Source organism: Paenibacillus sp. FSL R5-0912 (genome assembly GCF_000758605.1).
GTDB lineage: Bacteria > Bacillota > Bacilli > Paenibacillales > Paenibacillaceae > Paenibacillus_AQ.
In genome coordinates this window covers 1,105,832-1,119,896 of sequence record NZ_CP009282.1, presented here as the reverse complement: position 1 = coordinate 1,119,896, position 14,065 = coordinate 1,105,832, and the positions used below count along the sequence as shown (strand labels likewise).

General features: G+C 51.5%; 17 protein-coding genes and 1 pseudogene. 3 read left to right on the top strand and 15 right to left on the bottom strand.

The genetic code is table 11. The annotated features are described in order from the left end of the window. Positions 1 to 128 precede the first annotated feature (128 nt). Complete coding sequence (locus R50912_RS04830; RefSeq protein ID WP_042232851.1) at positions 129 to 782, top strand: peptidylprolyl isomerase; 654 nt, start codon at positions 129 to 131, stop codon at positions 780 to 782. A gap of 118 nt (positions 783 to 900) precedes the next feature. Here R50912_RS04830 and R50912_RS04825 read toward each other — a convergent pair whose 3' ends face one another. The 9 genes from R50912_RS04825 to R50912_RS04785 all read right to left on the bottom strand — a co-directional run bounded on the left by R50912_RS04825 (position 901) and on the right by R50912_RS04785 (position 7,121). After that, positions 901 to 1,242: a DUF898 family protein gene (locus R50912_RS04825; RefSeq protein WP_042232850.1), complete on the bottom strand. Its 342-nt coding sequence runs from the start codon at positions 1,240 to 1,242 to the stop codon at positions 901 to 903. Between the two features lie 248 nt (positions 1,243 to 1,490). Then, complete coding sequence (locus tag R50912_RS04820; protein ID WP_042232849.1) at positions 1,491 to 2,585, bottom strand: Leu/Phe/Val dehydrogenase; 1,095 nt, start codon at positions 2,583 to 2,585, stop codon at positions 1,491 to 1,493. A 182-nt stretch (positions 2,586 to 2,767) separates the two neighbouring features. Beyond that, complete coding sequence (locus tag R50912_RS04815) at positions 2,768 to 3,097, bottom strand: hypothetical protein (protein ID WP_042232848.1); 330 nt, start codon at positions 3,095 to 3,097, stop codon at positions 2,768 to 2,770. Between the two features lie 37 nt (positions 3,098 to 3,134). Further along, complete coding sequence (locus R50912_RS04810; protein ID WP_042232847.1) at positions 3,135 to 3,836, bottom strand: pirin family protein; 702 nt, start codon at positions 3,834 to 3,836, stop codon at positions 3,135 to 3,137. Between the two features lie 180 nt (positions 3,837 to 4,016). After that, complete coding sequence (locus tag R50912_RS04805; protein WP_042232846.1) at positions 4,017 to 4,280, bottom strand: nitroreductase family protein; 264 nt, start codon at positions 4,278 to 4,280, stop codon at positions 4,017 to 4,019. Then, the gene (locus tag R50912_RS04800) at positions 4,262 to 4,486 is read right to left on the bottom strand and encodes a helix-turn-helix domain-containing protein (RefSeq protein WP_081956375.1); all 225 of its coding nucleotides are present in this window, start codon (positions 4,484 to 4,486) and stop codon (positions 4,262 to 4,264) included. Before R50912_RS04800 ends, R50912_RS04805 begins: the two co-directional genes overlap by 19 nt. Before the next feature lie 30 nt (positions 4,487 to 4,516). Beyond that, positions 4,517 to 5,092 (bottom strand): hypothetical protein, encoded by a 576-nt coding sequence (locus R50912_RS04795; protein ID WP_156122949.1) that lies wholly within the window; start codon positions 5,090 to 5,092, stop codon positions 4,517 to 4,519. Positions 5,093 to 5,260: 168 nt separating this feature from the next. Further along, positions 5,261 to 6,193 carry a manganese-dependent inorganic pyrophosphatase gene (locus tag R50912_RS04790; RefSeq protein WP_042232841.1) on the bottom strand — a complete coding sequence of 311 codons (933 nt, stop codon included), beginning with the start codon at positions 6,191 to 6,193 and terminating at the stop codon, positions 5,261 to 5,263. Positions 6,194 to 6,281: 88 nt separating this feature from the next. After that, a complete protein-coding gene (locus R50912_RS04785) occupies positions 6,282 to 7,121 on the bottom strand; it encodes an AAC(3) family N-acetyltransferase (RefSeq protein WP_042232838.1) in 840 nt (279 codons plus the stop codon). Between the two features lie 192 nt (positions 7,122 to 7,313). Here R50912_RS04785 and R50912_RS04780 point away from each other — a divergent pair, with 192 nt between their 5' ends. Beyond that, on the top strand, positions 7,314 to 8,297 hold the full coding sequence (locus tag R50912_RS04780) for a ring-cleaving dioxygenase (protein WP_042232835.1): 984 nt from the start codon (positions 7,314 to 7,316) through the stop codon (positions 8,295 to 8,297). Positions 8,298 to 8,494: 197 nt separating this feature from the next. On the opposite strand, the gene R50912_RS33080 is transcribed toward R50912_RS04780, so the two are convergent. Both R50912_RS33080 and R50912_RS04770 read right to left on the bottom strand, forming a co-directional pair. Beyond that, entirely contained in the window at positions 8,495 to 9,178 is a 684-nt protein-coding gene (locus R50912_RS33080) for a stalk domain-containing protein (protein WP_052415994.1), read from the bottom strand. 152 nt (positions 9,179 to 9,330) lie between these two features. Then, positions 9,331 to 10,014, bottom strand: a complete 684-nt coding sequence (locus R50912_RS04770; RefSeq protein ID WP_042232832.1) for a YjjG family noncanonical pyrimidine nucleotidase — start codon at positions 10,012 to 10,014, stop codon at positions 9,331 to 9,333. Positions 10,015 to 10,152: 138 nt separating this feature from the next. Here R50912_RS04770 and R50912_RS04765 point away from each other — a divergent pair, with 138 nt between their 5' ends. Next, on the top strand, positions 10,153 to 11,112 hold the full coding sequence (locus R50912_RS04765; RefSeq protein ID WP_197073104.1) for an MraY family glycosyltransferase: 960 nt from the start codon (positions 10,153 to 10,155) through the stop codon (positions 11,110 to 11,112). 226 nt (positions 11,113 to 11,338) lie between these two features. On the opposite strand, the gene R50912_RS04760 is transcribed toward R50912_RS04765, so the two are convergent. From R50912_RS04760 to R50912_RS36390, 4 genes and pseudogenes are all read right to left on the bottom strand, one after another. After that, the gene (locus R50912_RS04760) at positions 11,339 to 11,860 is read right to left on the bottom strand and encodes a mismatch-specific DNA-glycosylase (protein ID WP_042232825.1); all 522 of its coding nucleotides are present in this window, start codon (positions 11,858 to 11,860) and stop codon (positions 11,339 to 11,341) included. Positions 11,861 to 12,718: 858 nt separating this feature from the next. Then, a complete protein-coding gene (locus R50912_RS04755) occupies positions 12,719 to 12,961 on the bottom strand; it encodes a YgiT-type zinc finger protein (RefSeq protein ID WP_042232823.1) in 243 nt (80 codons plus the stop codon). Between the two features lie 28 nt (positions 12,962 to 12,989). Continuing rightward, positions 12,990 to 13,634, bottom strand: coding sequence for an ABC-2 transporter permease (locus tag R50912_RS04750; protein ID WP_042232821.1), 645 nt, complete (start codon positions 13,632 to 13,634; stop codon positions 12,990 to 12,992). Between the two features lie 184 nt (positions 13,635 to 13,818). After that, a pseudogene (locus tag R50912_RS36390) lies at positions 13,819 to 14,052 on the bottom strand (hypothetical protein); the annotation flags it as partial. Positions 14,053 to 14,065: the final 13 nt, after the last annotated feature.

Genomic DNA, 14,065 nt, shown 5'->3' with positions numbered 1-14,065 from the left:
TACCCCTCTTTGGAGAATGTGCCAATCCCGGCCCAAGGGGCAGGCTTTGCAAGAAGCGGGACAAAGAAGGTATGATACAAGGGTGACTGTACCAGATTATTCAAAGATAAAAGGAGAGATTGTGACTGATGCTTACTACAAGAAAACCCGTCATCCTGCTTGCGGTGATGTGTCTGATGCTCGTGATTCTGGCGGGCTGCGGCAACAAGCCTGTAAACAATAATGCTGCTGCAGCTACAGAAGGCGTACCTTCTGCAACTGCCAGCCATCCGGTGGTTACCATTGAAATGGATAACGGCGCCATCATCAAGGCCGAGCTGTATCCCGAGGTTGCCCCGGGCACGGTCAACAACTTCATTTCGCTGATCCAGAAGGGCTTCTATGACGGAACGATCTTCCACCGGGTTATTCCCGGCTTCATGATTCAGGGCGGCGACCCTGACGGTACAGGGATGGGCGGTCCGGGCTATAGCATCGCCGGAGAGTTCTTGAACAACGGCTTCACTAACAATCTGCTGCATACGGAAGGCGTTCTGTCTATGGCCAGAAGCCGGGAAATGGATACGGCGGGTTCACAGTTCTTCATTATGACCGCTGCATATCCGAGTCTCGACGGGGACTATGCCGCTTTCGGCAAGGTTACCGAAGGACTGGAAGCCGTACAGGATATCGTCAATCTGCCGCGTGATGCTAATGACCGCCCTGAACAGCCGCCGGTAATGAAGAAGGTTACGGTTGATACACTCGGCGTAACCTACCCGGAGCCGCAAAAGGTGCAATAAAGGCTCTGCGAACCAGCCTCGCAGGCCTGCCCTGACTCTAAGTAAACCAGCAAAGAGCCATCATCCGGTTACGGACGATGGCTCTTTGCCTATAAAACGTATTAAATCATGCGGCGGATTATTGGAAATGGGTATTCTTCGTTCTCCACTGCTCCAGCTTGATCATGACCCAAAAGCTGTAGATCCCCAGCGTTATTACCGACAGCAGGAACCACTTGATCCATTGTCCGAACAAGCTTACTGCCGTACCGTCAAACCGCAGACGCTGCCCGTTTACTACGGTATGCTCCACCTTCCAGCGGTAGATCATTACCACAGACCAGGGATAGCAAATCCCGAGAGTGCAGACCGTAACCAGCCAGCCTGCCAGGCACCAGCCAATATACTCGATAAGCTTCCCGTCAAAAAAGGATTCCCTGCTTCCGTAATTCATTGCCGCATTCATATTCACCGCTGACATGTGTATCCACCTTTCAATCCTGCAAGATCTTTCCTGGTTCTATTTTCCTTATTATCCATGCCGCTCACTGCTACATTTCTCACTATTCTGTATGAAATAGCAAACTTTTGTCGAATCATCTGCGCTACAAAAAGACGGCCCTGCCCACCGCTGGTTAGCGGGAGAACAGGGCCGTGCGATTAACAGATTCAGCAATGCCGGAGGTATGCAGGTGATTGGATCACCGCTCCTGTCCAGGCTGGTTATTCTTATCTTCTGCTGAGGGCGTGCTGCCCGTTGCGAAGGAAGGTACTGCGGCTGTTACGCAGCAGGGAGATCCGCTCCTCTGCGAGACGATCCGCTGCGACATAAGCCGGAATCCCGCTCAGCTGGGAGATTTCCAGCACGCGGGTGATGCTGTCGTAGATTTTGGCGATTTGCTTGAATGCCCGTTCCTTGTGGTACCCGTTCAGCTCGTCGGCGATATTGATTACGCCGCCGGCATTAATTACATAGTCAGGGGCATAGACAATCCCCATCTCATGCAGGGCATCCCCGTGGCGCGGCTCTTTAAGCTGATTGTTAGCGGCTCCTGCCACAACCTTGGCTCTCAGCAGCGGCAGGGACTCATCATTAATCGTGGCTCCAAGCGCACATGGAGCATAGATATCACAATCTGCCTTAATAATCTCGTCCGGATCCACCGCTGTAGCACCATAAGCCTCTACTGCACGGCTGACAGCCTCTTTATTGATATCTGTGACGATCAGGCGGGCGCCTTCTTCGTGAAGATATTTGCACAGTGTGAAGGATACATTGCCGACACCCTGCACGGCGACGGTTCTGCCTGTCAGTGAATCACTGCCGAATGCAGCCTTCGCCGCTGCCTTCATGCCCTGATATACCCCAAAAGCTGTAGCCGGTGAAGGATTGCCGGATGAACCGTAGGTAGCGGAGATCCCGGTGACGAAATCCGTCTCCTGATGGATGATGTCCATATCCTCTTCCGTAGTGCCTACATCCTCGGCTGTAATATAACGGCCGTTCAAGCCCTGTATGTATCTGCCGAAGGCGCGGAACATCGCCTCATTTTTATCTTTTTTGGGATCCCCGAGAATGACCGTCTTGCCGCCACCCAGATTCAGCCCGGCAACCGCATTCTTATACGTCATGCCTTTGGCCAGCCGAAGCGCGTCCACAACCGCCTCTTCCTCTGTAGCATAGGTCCACATTCTCGTTCCACCCAGTGCGGGACCCAGTGTTGTGTCATGAATAGCAATGATTGCCTTCAAGCCTGAGGCCTTATCCTGACAAAACAGCACTTCCTCGTAGTCGTCCCGCTCCATTGCCGCAAACAATTCCATTAGATTCATTTCTCCTATCTCCACTTTATCTACATGTTACGTTTCATAACAAAGCTAGACCTTTCAGGACATGTTGTCAATATCTTTTGTCCCATTTTCAGCTTTTTTCAGCAAAATCCAGCAAGCAACAGACATCAACCTCACGCGAAGCGTTAGAGAGTCAGATTGATGTCTTTGCAGCTCTATTCCCAGTATTGGTCCGGCCGGTATTCGATCTCGGATTGCACAGCTATCGTCAGACGGCCCGTGGCCGCATCATATACTACAGGATGCTCACCTACATAATACCAGTGCTTAATCACCGGCCCGCCAGCCGGTTCCTCGAAACGGAATACATTCAGCTCAGCCTTGAGTTCAGCAACTGCCGCACCCTTGTCGGCCGGAACTCCGGTTAGGGTAATCACGGTTAGCCCGCCCTGCTCATCAAAGGTATAGCCTATGCCCTCTGTACTGCTGATCAGCATACGCCCTGTTACGGAATGCTTTACCAGTACTCTTTCCTGCTCTGCCATCAAGGATTCCTCCTCCACATTTAGGTTTAAGCCTTATTTAAGGCAGATCAATCAGCATGACAAGCATATCCTCGTCTGCCTGCAGCTCCAAATGGCTCACCCCTTCAATCCGGGCAGAATCCCCCGGCTTCAGCACAGCTTCCCCGTTCAGCGTAATTTGTCCTCCGATTAAGTAGATGAAGATCCGCCGGCCCGGCTCCTGCCGGAAATCAAGCAATCCGCCAGCCTGCGCTCTGCCCAGATAAATGGTCATATCCTGGGCAATGCCGGCGACCTCCGGCGAAGCTTCAGCTGCCACTACCGGAAGCAGTCTTCCATCCAGCTTCGCCGGATCGAAGCGGCCTGTCGCATAGGAAGGGGCCGTTCCCCGGGTACTCGGCATGAACCACAGCTGCAGCAGCCGCACCGGCTCGCTGTCAGAAGGGTTATGCTCCGTATGAATGGCTCCCGTTCCGGCTGACATCCGCTGAATGCCGCCAAAAGAAGTCTCCGCCACATTGCCCAGGTTATCCTCATGGCGCAGCACGCCGGACAGCACAATGGAGACGATCTCCATATCACTGTGCGGGTGGGCACCAAAACCTCTTCCCGGAGAGATGGTATCGTCGTTGCAGACCCGCATCGGGCCGAAGGCTGTATTGTCAGGATCATAGAAATCGCCAAACGAGAAGACATGACTGCCCTTCAGCCAGCCGTGATCGAACCGGTGTGCAGACTCTGCAGGATATACTGTAATCAATGTGATCTCCTCCTAAAGGCTGTTATGGTCTGTCTTAATGAAGTTCAGGGTCTTGCATACCTACAGTGTAGCAGAAAGCTCTGCAAACAAGAAGAAACGGGCACCGGCCCTTGGGGCGGCATCCGTTTCTTCAGAAGACAGCAGGTACAGTAATATAGTGTGAAGCTTAATCCTTCAGAATTAGGCCTGAAAAGCGTTCCATTGCGCAACAGCTTCCAGCGGAAGTCTGGCTGTCGGCCGACCCTCTACTGCTGCCTTGCCCAGCGCAATAAGCATCACCGGCACATAACGCTCTGTAATCCCGAACAGCGCCTTGAAGCTGTCGTGAACGAATCCGCCCATAGGTACGGTATCATAACCTCGCGCCTTGGCTGCCAGCATAAGCTGCATGGAGATTAGCCCGCCGTCTATCAGCGCAATATCCTTCAGCTTCTCAGCAGGCATGCCCGAATAGCCTCGCGGGTCACCAGAATCCGCTCACGGGTCAGATTAGCCATAATGCGCCTCAATAGTGTGGCTTCAGACGACAGCAATTCGGCGATTTCGCAGCTGGAACAGGTACTTCCTTTTTTCGCGAGAATCACTAATGCCTGCAGCACAAGACCAAACGACTTATATTGGGGAGCTCCGCTATTTCGTGTTTTTGCCATATTCCCCGCTCCTACTTCATGATGATGACCTTAAGTGGTCGATATCTGCAGTTCGGAAACGATGAACCATTTCTTGGATGCAGCGTCTTTCAAATAGACTTGAATCGTATAGCTGCCCTTCTCCGTGAAGGTGTAATTATACGCCGCCGACTTGAACCAGAAGCTCTCCTTCTTCTCCGTAATCTGCTGATTGTCCACGGTATCCGTTTGGCCGGCCGGGTCAGTAATTGTGATTTTCAAATCGGAAATATCCGTTTTCAGCTGATCCACCTGCACCAGTGTGTAGAACGTGCTGCTGGACGAGGTTCTTACTTTGCCGAAAATAGTACCCTTTTCATCAAGCAGCACCGTGTTCACATTGGGCTTATAGATATGGACCGTCCCCGCCGACTCATCCAGAGACAGGATCGCATGCATATTGTCAGGAAGCTGGTCCAGCGGCACATAGGTCTGGCCTTCCGATGATATCCCCGGCTGCTTTTGAAGCACGTTATTTATGTATACAGAGAGATCCGTTTTGCCCGCAGCAGCATACAGCAAAGTTCCTCCTGAGATAATCATCAGTCCAAGAGTGGAAACCGCCAGCTTACGTATCTTCCCCATCATTCCCGTCCCCCTCAAATATTCTTATGCTGATTATACCCGCCAAACCGGAAGGAGTTGCTGTCAATTGTAAAATAAAACCGGTTGCTTCATCCCCTTAAGAATGCTGCAGCCGGTTTTATGTAAAATCATGGATAATTCACTGTTCCGGATGAGTTCCGGGCGTGCCTGTTACAGCTTGGCAATCGTTTCGGTCAGCACCGGTACGATCTGTGATTTGCGGGAAACTACACCCTTTAGCACAGCTTTGTTGTCGTCCAGCTTCACGTTATAAGCCTGCTCTACGGCAACAGCCACGCGGCCCAGAGCCAGTCCAACCGAATCGTTGTTCAGGATATCGGTAACTACGAACAGGAACAGATCAAGTCCCTTGTCGTCGATAATCGCGGTAAGGGCTGTTTCCAGCTCTGCCTGCTTAGAGAGCACATCGTTCACATCTACAGCATTGACCTGGGCGATCTCCACTTTGTATTCACCCATTTTGAATTCCTTGGCATCCAGGGAGATCAGCTGGGCAATACTCTTGTCGCTTAGGTCGGCACCTGCCTTGAGCATAGCAAGGCCATAGCTGTCAGCGTCTACACCAGCAATGTCAGCCAGCTCACGTGCAGCGGCAACATCCTCATCTGTGCAGGTCGGCGATTTGAACAGCAGGGAGTCGGAAATGATAGCGGAGAGCATCAGACCGGCGATGTCCTTCGGAATGCTTACACCCTTCTCTTTGTACAGCTTGTTCAGGATGGTTGCAGTACAGCCTACCGGCTCTGCACGATAGTACAGCGGATGAGCAGTTTCAAAGTTGGCAATCCGGTGATGGTCGATAACCTCAACCACACGGACCTGACCGATATCATTCGCACTTTGCTGACGTTCGTTATGGTCGACGAGAATAACCTGCTTCGCTTCAGCGGCAACATTCTCCACCAGACGCGGCGCCGGTACCCCGAAGTGATCAAGCGCATACTGAGTTTCGCCGCTGACCTCTCCCAGCCGGACCGGCTCGGCATCCCAGCCCAGTTCATTCTTGAGCACTGCATAAGCAATTGCTGAACAGATGGTATCAGTATCCGGGTTTTTGTGTCCAAAGATCAAAGTTTTTGTCATTTCCAATCTCCTTACTTTGTTTTATGTGAGAATAATATACCATACATTGATAGAGCCTTGCCATAATGAACAGATACCCGGTCCCGGATTAAGGACGGGAGCGCTCCCCGGCTGGCCGGTGCTGCGGAATTCCGGACTTCGTCTTGGGTAATGCTTCAGGCACATCCCCTCCGCTTAGCGGTTCATTGTCCGAGAACAAATCCGGATTATCCGCAAGCATGCGGCTCAGGATATCCGTGGTCTCCACGGTTCCGCAGATCATGACCCCGGCATTCCCGAAGCTGCCCCGGCGCAGAGCGCCGCCTTCCTCCAGCACAGGCTCCACTTTCCAGAAGTGCTGCGACCAGGACAGTCCGGAATGTCTGCGTGAAGGAACAGCGATTTCCTCCCCTTCAGGTGTAACAGTGTAGAGCAGTTCATGCCCGTCCGTCATTCTGCCAGGGATATCCACCCATTCTTCAATGCCGTGGATGAAGGTATTTCTCCGCAGATCCACACCCAGCAGCATAATCTCTGCCTTGCGGTCCAGCAGCTTGCCGTAGACCGAGCCGCGCGCACAGGGCGTATCCCAGCGCTGGTCTCCGGCAGTGAAGACCGCCGCGTCCGCGCCAAGCGCAGCTACAGAGTGGGTCGGATGCCAGGAGCGGATTACACCCGGCCGCTTCCGGAACAGCTCCGGCAGGATGCCTACGCAGACGGGAGACTCCAGAACAGAGAACCTCGGATTCGACCCGTTAATATATGACCAGGTATGCGCCGGCAGGACAAGCAGCCCTTCCTTCATATATTCGGAGAGCGCATCCAGAACGGTGTCGGCCCCCCCTTCTACTTCACCAATGCTTTTATAGGAGGAATGGACCAGCAGCGTTCCGCGCGGATCGATTCGCAGGTTCTCCAGCTGCCGCAGCAGACTTGATTGGGTATGCATGTTTAACCCCGCTTTCTTGGATACTATATAGGATTATAAAATACATCTTGCGTTTATTCTTATTAACTATTAAAATTATAGTAACTTAAAAATACTCATTAAGTATCCGGCACATTCAAATATATCCGCTTAAGGTCACAAAATTATAGCTGCTGCTTACGAAGCGGCAAAACTTTATTAGGAGGTCTTCCCATGAGTTTAACATTAAAAGGGCTTCATCATGTATCCGCCATTACAGCCAAAGCACCGGAAAACTACAAATTCTACACAGAAGTGCTCGGACTCCGCCTGATCAAAAAAACAGTAAACCAGGATGATGTCTCTGTCTATCACCTGTTCTATGGGGATGAGACCGGGAATCCGGGTACGGAGCTTACCTTCTTCGAGCTGCCGAACGCCGGCCGCAACCGCGACGGCAACAACAGCATCTCTGCACTTTCACTCCGTGTACCAAGTGATGATGCGCTGCTCTTCTGGACTCAGCGGTTCACTGTGTTTGGTGTAGAGCACGATGAGATTACCGAACGCGGCGGCCGCAAGACGCTGGCCTTCACCGACCACGAGGGACAGCGCCTTATCCTCGTCTCGGATGAGCATAATCAGGGTATGGCCGGCGGCAAGCCCTGGGACAAGAGCCCCGTTCCGGTGGAATATGCCATTGTTGGACTGGGCCCGGCACATCTAACAGTAGAGACAGCCGAACATACAGCACTGATTCTGGAAGATCTGCTCGGCTTCCGCCGCGCGGGCACTTATCCTTCGCCGGTAACCGGACAGCCGGATGTCATCGTGTTCGAGACCGGAGAAGGCGGGTCCGGCACCGAGATTCATCTGGAGGAACGCAAGGATCTGCCGCAGGAGCGCCTCGGACGGGGCGGCGTGCATCATGTCGCCTTCCGCGTGGATAACGAAGAAGAGCTTAAGCTGTGGATCGAACGTATCCGCACCGTACAGCTGCCCAATTCAGGATTCGTCGACCGCTTCTACTTCCGCTCACTGTACTTCCGCGAGCCGAATGGAATCCTGTTCGAGCTGGCTACAGATGGTCCGGGCTTCGCCACCGATGAAGAGGTGGAGCATCTGGGCGAAGCCCTGGCCCTGCCGCCGTTCCTGGAGTCGAAACGGGTACAGATCGAAGCCCATTTGAAGCCGCTGGATACCCGGCAGCAGGCTTAAGGCTTCTGCCCGGCTATCGGGCACAGCATCTATCCTGCTTAGAGGACCCACGGTCAGCTCACAATCAGGGTCTCCGAGTGCAGAAGTCCGGGTACCAGGCAGCGCCTGAATCTGCAGCATCCCAGCAAAAACTCCGGCCGACAAGCGGTCCGGAGTTTTTGGTCTGTATACGGCTGTATGACGGCATACTTACTCCGTCAGCTCTCTGACCAGGTAACGGTGAAGATATTGAAGCCCGGCCGGGCAGTCGAAGCTTTACCAATGATCGATACCGGGCTTGTACCACCGAGTCTGCCGGTAATTTTGACCGTGCTGGCGGATACGGTCTCAGAGGCATTATCGAGCCGCTTAATCCGGACATATTCACTGTATACGAATCCCATCATGTCCAGCGTTTCCTGTGTGGAGTAACTGAAAGCAACCTTTTTCACGCCGTTTGCATCCGTATCAAGGGTAGTCGCAATCAGGGCATCGGGCGGAATCGGGAAATCCTTCGGCAGATTAACCGGCCGGGCAGTACCCTCTACCGGAGCTGTAGTCCCGCCGCCGGCGGAGGTTCCCGGTGAAGTTCCCGGTGAAGGAGTGACCTCACTGCCGGTACCGATCCGCACTTTATAATTCGCGGCATCATAAGTTATCGGCACATCCAGCGCATCCGCGATTGAACGGATGGGCAGGTAAGTGGTGCCTTCGTAGGTGATTGGCGTTAGAGTTTTGCCGTTACCGTCCTTCAGCCAGTAAGGAGTGCCATCCACCACAATCCCGAGACTGTGGTTGAGATAGGCTTTGATCTGCTGCAGCTTGGCGCCTGCATAGACTCCTGCAGAGCCGGTTACCGTAAGTCCGGTGACCACGGCGGCAATCAGCCATTTTTTGTTCATAGTAATCCTCTCCCGTGTGTTGTTATCAATATAGGATGAATATAGCGTCCTTATATATTTAACACAGGGGAGTATCTTTCAACCTGCGGGAAGCTAAGTTCAAGAGGAATTGGCGCTCCACTTCACCCGCCTGCCACAAATTTCGCCCTACCCTAGCGCACAATCTCCAGCAGCTCATCTAAACTGCGGATTTCATAGGTAGGCAGCACATCCGGATCTCCCGGCTTCTCCAGCGGGTTGAACCAGCAGGTATCGATGCCATAATTGATCCCGCCCTGGATATCCGAGGTCAGGGAGTCACCGACAATCAGCACCTTACTTTTATCGGTAATCTTAAGCCGCTCAAAAGCATAGTCAAAAATCCCCGTCTCCGGCTTCTGATACCCAGTCTCCTCAGAGATAATAATCGCCTCGAACACCTCGCTCAGCGGCGAACCCTTGATTCTGGATTGCTGCACATCCTTGATTCCGTTCGTAATAATCGCCAGCCTGCATCCGGCAAGCTCTCCGCACAGCTCTATCGCGCCTTGAATCAGGAACGTGCCTTCACCGAGGAACCGCAGATAAGCTTCGCTGAATTCCTCCGGCTTCAGCTCAAGGCTATGTGCAGCAAACAGCCGGTTGAACCGCTCCACCCGCAGCGCGGCAGAGGTAATCCGCCCCTGCTCGAAATCCTTCCATAGCGAATGGTTAATTGCTTTGTAGCTGGACGCATAGTCCTCCGCCCCTGTCGGCAGGCCAAAATGGGCAAAGGCGTGATACAAGGCATGGCTCTCCGCCATACCGTAATCAAACAGCGTATCATCAGCATCAAATAAAACACACTCATATTTCAAAATAATTCCCTCCATCTTGTTTGCCGGTTCGACAACGTATAACCTTCTGCGATATAATTTAGCGAGAAATAGAAGGATCAGTTATCGTGTGAAAGCTATATATTCTTATATTTTAAATAAATCAACGGGGTGATTGTCATTTTATACGTTTTAGCGTTTCTCGTGTCATTTTTTATCGTTTATCTGCTGATTCCCCCTCTTGGTAAGCTCGCTTTCCGGCTTGATTTTGTGGACAGGCCCAGGGAAGATGTAGAACGCAAAATACATAGGGAGCCGATTCCGCTCACGGCCAGCTATGCTATATTCGTAGGCTTCTTTATTACATATCTGCTGTTTGCCCGGGACTTCTCACTGGAGACGCTGGCCCTGTTCATCGGCGGCGTGCTGCTGCTGACTATAGGAACCATTGATGACTGGTACAAAACCAAAGGCAAAGACTTCCCGGCGCTTCCGAAATTCATTGTTCAGATCGCCGCAGCGATTCTCGTCTTTTTCTCAGGCAATGCCTTCACGGGATTCATCAATCCCTTCTCAGGAGATTATATCTCACTGCCGTTCATTCTGCAGTTCCTGCTGACGATTATCTGGATCTTCGGCGTCACCACAGTGATTAATTTCTCTGACGGCATGGATGGTCTGGCCGGAGGACTGACGGCGATATCGGCAGTAACCCTGTTCATAGTCGCCATTACCATGGGACAATCCTCGTCGGCCATCATGGCGATGTCACTAATCGGGGTCACAGTCGCGTATCTGCGCTACAACAAGGCTCCCGCCAAAATCTTCATGGGTGACGCCGGCGCCACCTTCCTCGGCTTCATTCTGGCCGTGATTGCGCTCGACGGTGCCTTCAAGCAGGCAACGGTGCTGTCGCTGTGCATCCCGATTCTTGCGCTCGGCGTGCCGATCTTCGATAATATTTTTGTTGTCGTCAAAAGGTTCCTCAAGGGACAGGCCATCTATCAGGCCGACGCCACCCAGGTTCATTACCGCCTGCTCAAAGCCGGCCTGAATCAAAAGCAGGTCGTCGCTGTGCTGTATCTGGTCAGTGTCTGCCTGTCGTTATCATCAATCATTCTGCTGCTGATTCAGATTTAACTAGCTAAGCCCCCTTAAGCCTTTGAGCTGAGGGGGCTTTTGTTTGATGTGCAGTTGACTGCCATTGTTCGACTTTACCAGCTTATCCGCTTATCTGCTTTCCGTGGCAGAAATCTGGTGACTTTTAATAAAATCCTGCCCATAATACAACATTCCCTTCATCCTACCGGCCTAAGAAGTCCCCATTCTGCGGAAACTACGAATCAAGCGAATGGCGACCCTCGCCTCAAGTCTCCTTCTCTTCCGTAAAATCATGCAGACGCCGGTAAATATCAACGATCTCCGGCATTGGCATACGGACGAGCCCGCTGGACGAAGGCGCGACAAACTCCCGCACTCCGTCTACCACCGGAGTCACACCTTCTTGAAATCCCCAGTCCACTTTGGTTCTGCGGCTGAATTCCGTGTATACGCCTTTGCCGACAAAGCAGGCGATGTCCGGACGGTATTGCTCCAGCTTGGCCCGGAGCAGTTCCCTGCCCTGCGTGTATTCCTCCCGGGTGATATCTTCAGCGCCTACCGTGGGGCGGGCGACAATGTTAGTGAACCCGTAGCCCAGCTTCAGCAATTCGCCGTCCTCAGAGGCATCATACAACCGCGGCGTCAGACCGGACTTATGCAGGATGCGCCAGAAATTATTGCGCGGATTGGCATAGTGGTGACCCAGCTCTCCGGAACGGATGCTGGGGTTAAATCCTATGAAGACGATCTGCAGTCCATGATCCAGATGATCCGTTACCTCTTCCATTAAAGTTCCCTCCTTACACGGCAGCCCCATGTGAGTCATTATGCTTACTTGATATAAGCATAACCCAAAGCAGAGGCTTAAGACACGCAAGCGCCTCATTATCCGCACCTCATTCCCTCTTCCGGCACGCTTCGGGCGGAATCAAGAGCATCCATCCCGAAAGCAGCAGCCTCAACCGCTATTCATTCCATGGATGCGGCAGAGCAATGCCCCCGCCCGGGAAACATCACCGGATACGGGGCATTAATCTGACATTGGTTTAATTTAATAAACAAGAAGACTATGGTAGAAGGGCCTTAAGTGCCGGCGACATATCCCGCTCATCCAGCTGGGCCAGATAATCGCTTGAAATCCTCTTTCTACATGACGGACTTCATCTCCGGCTCAAACCCCTTTTCCGGAACAATATAGGTCCGTACGAGCTTCCTGCCTCTCTCCAGCTTGTAAGCCAGACTAATCTCCCGGTTCCCGGTATAATCGTATCGCGGGGTATTCCTGGGATCGGGCCTAGAAAAAAAGCCTGAACCAACTAGGGTTCAGGCTTTGACAATTCATATATGGTGACAAACTAATTTCCAAGTGATGACAAACTAATTACAGTGCACAACATATTACTGTGATAGTGAAAAATAGGTGAGAAAAGCACACCCTATGCTTTATTCCACTAAAGAATTCTTCACATATACTGATAAAAAAAGCATTTCCTTTATGTATAGTATTCACAATATTCATCTCAATGTTTATTCATTCACAATGAAGCATATTAATTCTAGTATATTTTTTCGTAAGAGCCCCTCAACCATCTTCGGCTCATTGCGCTCGTGAAAGCCGACGGGCTGAGGGGACAGCTATAGCCGGTCATAAAACTTGACCGGCTACGGCTTCCTCGTTTTCGCATTCCGCATAATCAACTATTCTGCCCTCTTTGCGCATCGCGTAACGCATAAGTCTTTCCATAATGATGTCATGCACAATGACGCTTCCGCATACCGGACACCTGTAAGCGGGCACGCGGACCGCCTCTTTGTCTTTTCCGCAGACGGTAATCTTCAAGCTGGTTTCGGTGCCCTTCATTCTTTTTCTGCACGTTTTACATTTCATAATAATCCGCTCCTGCCCACAGTTTTGGTTACATACCGGATTTGCGATAAAATCTGGCCGATAATCTGTAGGAAGAAAACAACAAACCAGCAGCCAACAGAAACCCGCCTATGATAAAATATACTGTATTCCGCCTCGAAAATCCAATTACATTCTCAAGTGGAAAAAAATAAAAAAACACCATAACTGCTACTAATGCACCGATAAACGGGACAAGGGACCAATACCGCCCTTTACTATGGCCCAGCTTAAAATAAATAGGAAGCTGCATAGAGATAATCACGGAGAACAAGACTAAACTCGCGCATAGCCCGTTAATCAAATCCAATTCAAGCGCCCGCTCATTGACAAGCAAAAGTATCGAATAAAGAGGCACCACAATAATGAGGAAGGATACATAGAGCAGCAGAAAATACAAATAACGGCCCAAAACTACATTGCGCCAACCAATGGGAAGCGTACCGTACAATTGCCTTAGGTTGCTTTTCTCTTCCAGAGCAAATATGTTGACGGAAGTCAAGGCTGCGAACCAGCCGCATGTCATATAAATGACCCATGACGGAGAATTAAGATAAGCCAATAACAATACCGGAACAAGCAAGGAAATATTGGCTCCCATGGAGGACTTGGTTGTTAGTAGATCCAGTCTGGTCATCAGTATCGCTTTTTTCACTTTAGGCCTCCCTTTTGCTTGCAAGGTATATAATATCGTCTAGCGTTGCGGACTGAAATCCGCACTCCGGAAAAAGTTGGAGATCTTTTCTCGGGATAAGCCCTTCAAAACCGGAACCGGTCACCCGGGTACCGATGATGTGACGGGCATACTTTCCTTGCAGAACGGTATTCTCTCCGGCAATCTAAAACCAGTCCCTGTTTCTCAAGTAAGACCAGTACAGCCGATGTCTCTGGCTCCTTCTGCGCAATACCCGTACCCACTGTCGTTCAATTTGCCGTTTCAGACTATGAAGCTTGTAGTCACAGTGGTACAGTGCGAAATACTGGTAGAAACCTTGCAGCATCCTAGTCAATTGCTTTTGTTGGTCTCTTCTCTTCCAGTGTCGGTGTGATTTCAGCCAGGTTCCGACTCGCTCTGTAAACTTTCGA